8 protein-coding genes and 1 tRNA gene are annotated in these 6,248 nt (G+C 40.9%); 6 read left to right on the top strand and 3 right to left on the bottom strand.

Translation table 11 applies throughout. The annotated features are described in order from the left end of the window. From L1D51_RS20030 to L1D51_RS20005, 6 genes are all read left to right on the top strand, one after another. On the top strand, positions 1–301 hold a 301-nt coding region (locus tag L1D51_RS20030; protein ID WP_239964625.1), incomplete at its 5' end, for a dihydropteroate synthase. Next, positions 294–1,649, top strand: coding sequence for a phosphoglucosamine mutase (gene glmM / locus L1D51_RS20025; RefSeq protein WP_239964624.1), 1,356 nt, complete (start codon positions 294–296; stop codon positions 1,647–1,649). The genes L1D51_RS20030 and glmM, both read left to right, overlap by 8 nt. A 69-nt stretch (positions 1,650–1,718) precedes the next feature. Beyond that, positions 1,719–2,468 (top strand): triose-phosphate isomerase, encoded by a 750-nt coding sequence (gene tpiA, locus L1D51_RS20020; RefSeq protein WP_055020942.1) that lies wholly within the window; start codon positions 1,719–1,721, stop codon positions 2,466–2,468. A gap of 1 nt (position 2,469) precedes the next feature. Beyond that, positions 2,470–2,817, top strand: a complete 348-nt coding sequence (secG, locus tag L1D51_RS20015; RefSeq protein WP_054551698.1) for a preprotein translocase subunit SecG — start codon at positions 2,470–2,472, stop codon at positions 2,815–2,817. 76 nt (positions 2,818–2,893) lie between these two features. Then, positions 2,894–2,978 (top strand) — tRNA-Leu (locus tag L1D51_RS20010). Between the two features lie 197 nt (positions 2,979–3,175). Next, entirely contained in the window at positions 3,176–4,120 is a 945-nt protein-coding gene (locus tag L1D51_RS20005; protein WP_239964623.1) for a general glycosylation pathway protein, read from the top strand. Positions 4,121–4,161: 41 nt separating this feature from the next. Here the strand turns inward: L1D51_RS20005 and L1D51_RS20000 are convergent, their stop codons facing one another. The 3 genes from L1D51_RS20000 to L1D51_RS19990 form a co-directional block, all read right to left on the bottom strand. After that, positions 4,162–4,314, bottom strand: coding sequence for a hypothetical protein (locus tag L1D51_RS20000; protein WP_167350228.1), 153 nt, complete (start codon positions 4,312–4,314; stop codon positions 4,162–4,164). Further along, the gene (locus tag L1D51_RS19995) at positions 4,314–5,156 is read right to left on the bottom strand and encodes a VOC family protein (RefSeq protein WP_239964622.1); all 843 of its coding nucleotides are present in this window, start codon (positions 5,154–5,156) and stop codon (positions 4,314–4,316) included. The genes L1D51_RS20000 and L1D51_RS19995 overlap by 1 nt, the downstream gene beginning before the upstream one ends. Before the next feature lie 211 nt (positions 5,157–5,367). Further along, positions 5,368–5,961 carry a LuxR C-terminal-related transcriptional regulator gene (locus L1D51_RS19990; RefSeq protein ID WP_054561856.1) on the bottom strand — a complete coding sequence of 198 codons (594 nt, stop codon included), beginning with the start codon at positions 5,959–5,961 and terminating at the stop codon, positions 5,368–5,370. Positions 5,962–6,248: the final 287 nt, after the last annotated feature.

The following is a 6,248-nucleotide window of genomic DNA, read 5'->3' as shown; positions in this document are numbered from 1 at the left end:
ACGCATTATCTTAGACCCGGGCTTTGGCTTTGGTAAGACTTTGGCTCAGAATTATCAAATACTTAAAGAGTTTAATATATTTAATAAATTCAATTTACCAGTACTAGCAGGCCTTTCTCGTAAATCGATGATTGGTAATTTATTAAATAGAGACACACATGAACGCTTAGCGGGAAGCCTTGCCGGTGCGCTGATAGCAGCACAAAATGGCGCAAAAATTATTCGTGTTCATGACGTACAAGAAACAGCTGACGTGCTAGCGGTTTGGCAAGCATGTGATCGAGGAATTTCAAATGAGTAACACAAGAAAGTATTTTGGCACAGATGGTGTTCGTGGCATGGTGGGTGAGTTTCCAATCACACCTGAATTTGCTTTAAAGTTAGGTTGGGCTGCAGGGCGTGTATTATCAAAAATTGGCACAAAAAAAGTCATTATTGGTAAAGATACCCGTATTTCTGGCTACATGCTCGAAACATCACTTGAGGCAGGTTTAATTGCTGCTGGTATTGATGTTGTTTTGTTAGGCCCAATGCCGACACCAGCTGTTGCTTATTTAACGCAAACTTTCCGTGCTGAAGCGGGTATTGTGATTAGTGCATCTCATAACCCTTACCATGATAACGGTATTAAGTTTTTCAGTGGTCGTGGTTTAAAGCTTGCAGATGAAGTAGAACTTGAAATTGAAGCCATGATGGATGAACCAATGACCTGTGTTGCTTCTGATAAGCTTGGTAAAGCGCGTCGTTTAGAAACTGCTGATGGTCGCTACATTGAATTCTGCAAAAGCCAATTCCCGCAAGGCTTATCGCTTGAAGGTTTAAAAATTGTTCTCGATTGTGCTAACGGTGCTACTTATAACATTGCACCTTCAGTAATGCGTGAACTAGGCGCGGATGTTATCTGCCATGCCTGTGAGCCAAACGGGGTAAATATCAACTTAGAGTGTGGAGCAACTCATGTTGAAACGCTTAAACGCAAGGTATTAGAACACAATGCCGATGTTGGTATTGCCTACGATGGCGATGGTGACCGAGTAATGATGGTTGACCATAATGGCCGTGTATTTGATGGCGATGACATTGTCTATATCATTGCTTGCCAAGCTGCAAATGACGATATTTTAGGTGGTGGTGTCGTTGGCACTGTCATGTCAAATATGGGTCTTGAGAATGCCTTAAAGGCTCGTGGAATCGAGTTTGCTCGCAGCAAAGTGGGTGACCGCTATGTGATGGAGCTACTTCAAGAGAAGGGTTGGAAAATCGGCGGCGAGAGCTCAGGTCACGTATTAAATCTAGATTTAATTAGCACGGGTGATGGCATTATCTCAAGCTTGCAAGTATTAGCAGCGATGGTAGCGCAGAATAAAACATTGCAAGACTTAGGGGCTGGCTTTACAAAATATCCAATGAAAATGATTAATGTGCGCTACCCACAAGGTACTGATCCAACGCAAGATCAAACGGTGATTGATGCTGTTGCACAAGTTGAAGAAAAATTAGGTGATACAGGTCGTGTATTACTTCGTAAATCAGGTACTGAACCTGTTGTGCGAGTAATGGTTGAAGCTGAACAGGAAAAAGTTGTCCTTGATAGCGCACGTAAAATAGCCGCAGTTGTCGAAACTGTGAGCAAACAAACCCAGGTATAACAATAACCTCTTGTAACTTTGGGCAAGTCGAGTTAGTATCTTGCCCGCTTTCTAATGTGGAGTGGAATAATGGCAACACGTAAGCCGATGGTCGCAGGTAATTGGAAAATGAACGGCTCTCTAGAGCTTGTTGAACAGTTATCAACTGCTATCAAAAATGTTCAATCGGATGAACTGGATATAGTGGTCTTTCCACCATTCCCATTGTTGAGTTCTTTGCAGCAACAAAACGTCACGTTTGGTTCGCAAACAGTCTCTGAAAACCAAGCTGGTGCTTTTACTGGTGAAGTTGATGCTCAGCTAGTCAAAGACCTAGGCGCAGCTTACACTTTGGTTGGTCACTCTGAACGTCGTAGTATCTACGGAGAGTCAGATGAAGTTGTTGCAGATAAGTTTGCGCGAGCGCAGCAAGTTGGCTTAACTCCTATCCTTTGTGTGGGTGAAAGTGAGCAGCAACGTGAAGCAAACGAAACTGAATTAGTGGTTGCAGCTCAAATTGATGCTGTAATTAGCAAATTAGGTGTAGCAGCACTGAAGAATTCTGTGGTAGCATACGAGCCCGTTTGGGCCATTGGCACAGGTAAGACTGCCTCTCCTGAGCAAGCGCAAGCCGTGCACAAGTTTATCCGCGAGAAGATTGCTTCTTCAGATAGCGACGTAGCACAGCAATTAACCATCTTATATGGTGGTAGCGTGAATGAAAAAAATAGCGAATTATTATTTGCACAACCAGATATAGACGGCGGCCTTATTGGTGGCGCGAGTCTTAAAGCAGATTCATTTACTGCTATCTGTGAAAGTGCAAAAGGGACCGTATAAGATGTACGAAATTTTATTAGTAGTTTATTTAATTGTTGCTTTAGCATTAGTTGGTATGGTTTTAATCCAACAAGGTAAAGGCGCAGATATGGGTTCATCATTTGGTGCTGGCGCTTCTGGTACCGTATTTGGCTCATCAGGTGCTGGTAACTTCATGACTAAAACAACAACAATCTTAGCGACGATCTTCTTCGTACTAAGTATTGTTCTAGGTAACCTTACTGCAGGTCAAATCAAAAAGACTGATGAGTGGGAAAACCTAGAAGCTGCGCCAGCTGTTGAAACTGTAACGCCAGCACAATCTGATGTGCCTGCGACAGAAGATAAAACGTCTGACGTACCTAACTAATTAGCTTTGCTAATTATCGTTAAGCAGTTTTCATTCCTCAAGTAAACGTAAAGCTTAACAACATACAGAATTGTATGCGGATGTGGTGGAATTGGTAGACACGCCATCTTGAGGGGGTGGTGGCTTCGGCCGTGGGGGTTCAAGTCCCCCCATCCGCACCAAAATTAAAAAGCTGTAACTCACAGAGTTACAGCTTTTTTCGTTTTAGTGCTTCATAAAACAAAATGCGCACCTTTATAGTGCTTTTATTCTAATGTCATTCCCGTTCACGAAATTAACTAATTGATTATTAATTGAAATAAAAATTGGAGTCTTCCTTGCTTAACTAGAGTGGATATCACTACTTTGAGGAAGCAAGATGGCCAGAATGAGTTATTTAAGTGCTATAGAACGCTATGAAGAGCAACAACAGCTTATTCATGAACTTCTTCTTTCTATACTTGCCAGTGTTCAGGCATCGTTGACTAACAAGCAAGCCTACCAACAGCTCGTCAATCAATATCCATTTCTAGAATTGCAATATTGCTTGAATGAACAAGGCATTCAGCAAGGTGACAATGTTTGCTTTAAGCGTCAGTACAAAAAGAAACTGGGTCATATTGGGGCTGGGCAGGACTTAAGTGCTCGGCCTTATTTTTTACTAGCTTCGTCAACACCCGTGCCGCATTTTACTTCGCCATATATTTCGACTGCGACTAAGCACCTTTGTATCTCAGTGATCAAAACAATCCCTTCAGGCAACGATAAACAGCAGTTTTTGGTTATCGATGTGTGTTTAACAGAACTGATTGAATTTATTATGGGAGACACCAAGCGAGCCAGAATGACACCTTACTTTAAGGTGGGCTATGGCTTGATTGTCGCTTGTTTGTTCTGCTTGGTGTTCTATCTGTTATATAAAGTATTTGCCGGAATGGCGGACTTAGTCTTAAGCGAAGACACCCAGTCAGACCCGCTTAAACCATTTACTATTATTATCTTTGTTACTTTAGCGTTGGCTATTTTTGATTTAGGCAAAACAATTCTAGAAGAAGAAATCCTCATGCATAAGGATATTTTTCGGCACAGCTCGACAAGACGAACGATCACACGCTTTATCTCAACAATTTTGATTGCAGTATCGATAGAAGCCTTACTAACCATGTTTAAAGCAGCACTCGGGCAAACTGAGTATGTTATACCTGCTGTATTGATGATGTTTGCTGTGGTAGGTCTGTTGATTGCACTGGCAATTTACGTTTACCTAGGCGCCAAAGCTGAAGATGTGCTGACCCAGGTACAGCGCTTAAAAGTAAAACACTAATGATAGGGCGCTTTGTTTAAAACGCAGCGCCCTGAAATTGATTAAAGTGTACCGCCAATGCCAATACTTGGGTTAACGTACACAGGACCTACTTTAAATGGCGCATTAATATCTAGGCTTGCATAGGGGGTGCAGGCATTTAAAGCTAACATTGCAGCCGCAAGAGCAGCTAAGCGAATCATTTTTTTATTCATTACATTTGCTCCTGAATTACAATACCAGCACCCGCTGGATCACGAATAATGGCGACGCTGCCACTTCGTACTTTGTCATTTGGTGCCATTAGAACTATGCCGCCTGCGGCGGTTACTTTTAATAGGGTCGCGTCAACATCGGCTACTTTAATGTAATTCACCCATGTGTTGCCTATCTCGGCATCTGGTTTTTTTACAAAGCCAATCGCAGGTGTGCCATTTAAGGCTAAGTAACTGTAATTGCCATTATTAAGCGGTTTATTTTGTGCTGAATAATTACCAAGTGATTGGTAAAAGGCTTTGCTCTGCTCAGGGTTATCACTCCATACTTCTTGCCAAATCCAGCCGTTATCAGCCTGATGGGTTTCAGGGTCACCATTAACAGTATTGATCAGTGAAAAAACAGCCCCTTGGGGGTCTTCTAATACAGCAATAGTACCACGGCCTTTAATTTCGGTACTGCTTACTAAGACTTTACCTCCGGCTTTGATAGTTTTTTCACTAACGGCAGCGATGTCTTTACTACTGATTAAGCTCAGCCAGTGGCTGGCATTTTGCTTATTATCAAGTTCAGCCATGCCTGCAATTAATTTTCCGTCTAAGGATGCCAGCGTATAGCTATCGTTAACGGCTTGAAACTGCCAACCAAATACACTGCCATAAAATGTTTGAGATTGTGCCAAATTAGGTGTGATCAAATCATGCCACACAACGTGACCTGAGTTTTTTGTTCCTGAATCACTGATTGCAGGTAATTCACTTGAGGTAAGCTGGCAACCTGTCAATGAGACCGCTGTGACTGCCATTAAAATTGCAGCACGTAAGGGGGTGAGTACTTTCAAAATTTGCTCCTTGCAAAATGGGGTCAAGTAAAAGCATAGACCATTATTTGTTTGTTATTCAATCAAAAACGATTTTCCCAAAAGGCAAAGAGTTAAATAATTATTTTGCAAAAATACTTAAAGCTTTGAGCAATGCTGTATAGCGCATGTTATAGGCGCTAGGATGGAAACAGAATTATGAGGCTGTACCAAGTTACAACTTAATTGCAATTTAGCCCGCAAGCTTATTGAGTTTATCTATATTTCTTTCGCACCACTGCAAGGCTTTTTGTTTGTTTTTAACATTAATTTTTTGGTAAATCTTGTGCAAGTGAACTCGCACCGTCGCTTCGCTAATAAATAAAGTATCGGCGATTTGAGGGCAGGTCGCGCCAGAAGAAAGCAAGTGTAGTACTTTAGATTCTTTAAACGTTAAGTTATTTGATTGAATTTGATTTTTTTGCTCAGTTTCGAGCATTTCTCTCATCCATTTATCGCTCACTGTTCTTGGAAACCACAAGGCTCCCTTTTTAATTTCTTGTAGCCCTTGTTCAAAAATATCAGTCTTGGTGTTTTTGAAAAATAACCCTTTTAGCTTTGGCCAGTCTTTTAATGGCAGCACATCCGCTCTATCAGGCATATTAAAAATTACCAGATGATGATAGCCATGAACCTTCATAAATTCACTTATTAATTCACGGTTGGTTAAAGTGTCTAAAGAGTCGTAATTAAGCAGCAGAGTTTTATCATCATTCGCAATACAGTAGGGAAGAGTCGAAGCAGGTGACACAGAATCAGCCGCGTTTTTATTAAAAAGAAAATCCATATTCACGCCAAAAACTATCGATAAATGATAACAAGTAAATTGTGTTGCTGATTATTACGTTTAAAAAATGAAATTCCAACAGAGGAAAATTTTGCGCACATTTTTGTTTAGTTAGCTTTTGCCAACTTGGCTGCACTTAATTAAACATTACCTGAGCTAGGTACTCTTTGGAAGCTGAGAAATTTCTGAAATTTGTTTCTACTTTATTGAAAAACAACAAAAATAATGTTCACTTTTTGTTCATTTTAATTGTGTTAACAAGTAAGTTTATAGCGGTAATACAGAGC

This window comes from Pseudoalteromonas shioyasakiensis, assembly GCF_022398475.1.
Classification (GTDB): domain Bacteria; phylum Pseudomonadota; class Gammaproteobacteria; order Enterobacterales; family Alteromonadaceae; genus Pseudoalteromonas.
Note: the sequence above shows the minus strand (reverse complement) of the source record. Positions and strands in the feature narration are given on the sequence as shown.

Coding starts and splice junctions, on each gene's coding strand:
- tpiA (WP_055020942.1), top strand. CDS start 1,719: ATGGCAACACGTAAGCCGATGGTCGCAGGTAATTGGAAAATGAACGGC.
- secG (WP_054551698.1), top strand. CDS start 2,470: ATGTACGAAATTTTATTAGTAGTTTATTTAATTGTTGCTTTAGCATTA.
- L1D51_RS20005 (WP_239964623.1), top strand. CDS start 3,176: ATGGCCAGAATGAGTTATTTAAGTGCTATAGAACGCTATGAAGAGCAA.
- L1D51_RS20000 (WP_167350228.1), bottom strand. CDS start 4,314: ATGAATAAAAAAATGATTCGCTTAGCTGCTCTTGCGGCTGCAATGTTA.
- L1D51_RS19990 (WP_054561856.1), bottom strand. CDS start 5,961: ATGGATTTTCTTTTTAATAAAAACGCGGCTGATTCTGTGTCACCTGCT.
- glmM (WP_239964624.1), top strand. CDS start 294: ATGAGTAACACAAGAAAGTATTTTGGCACAGATGGTGTTCGTGGCATG.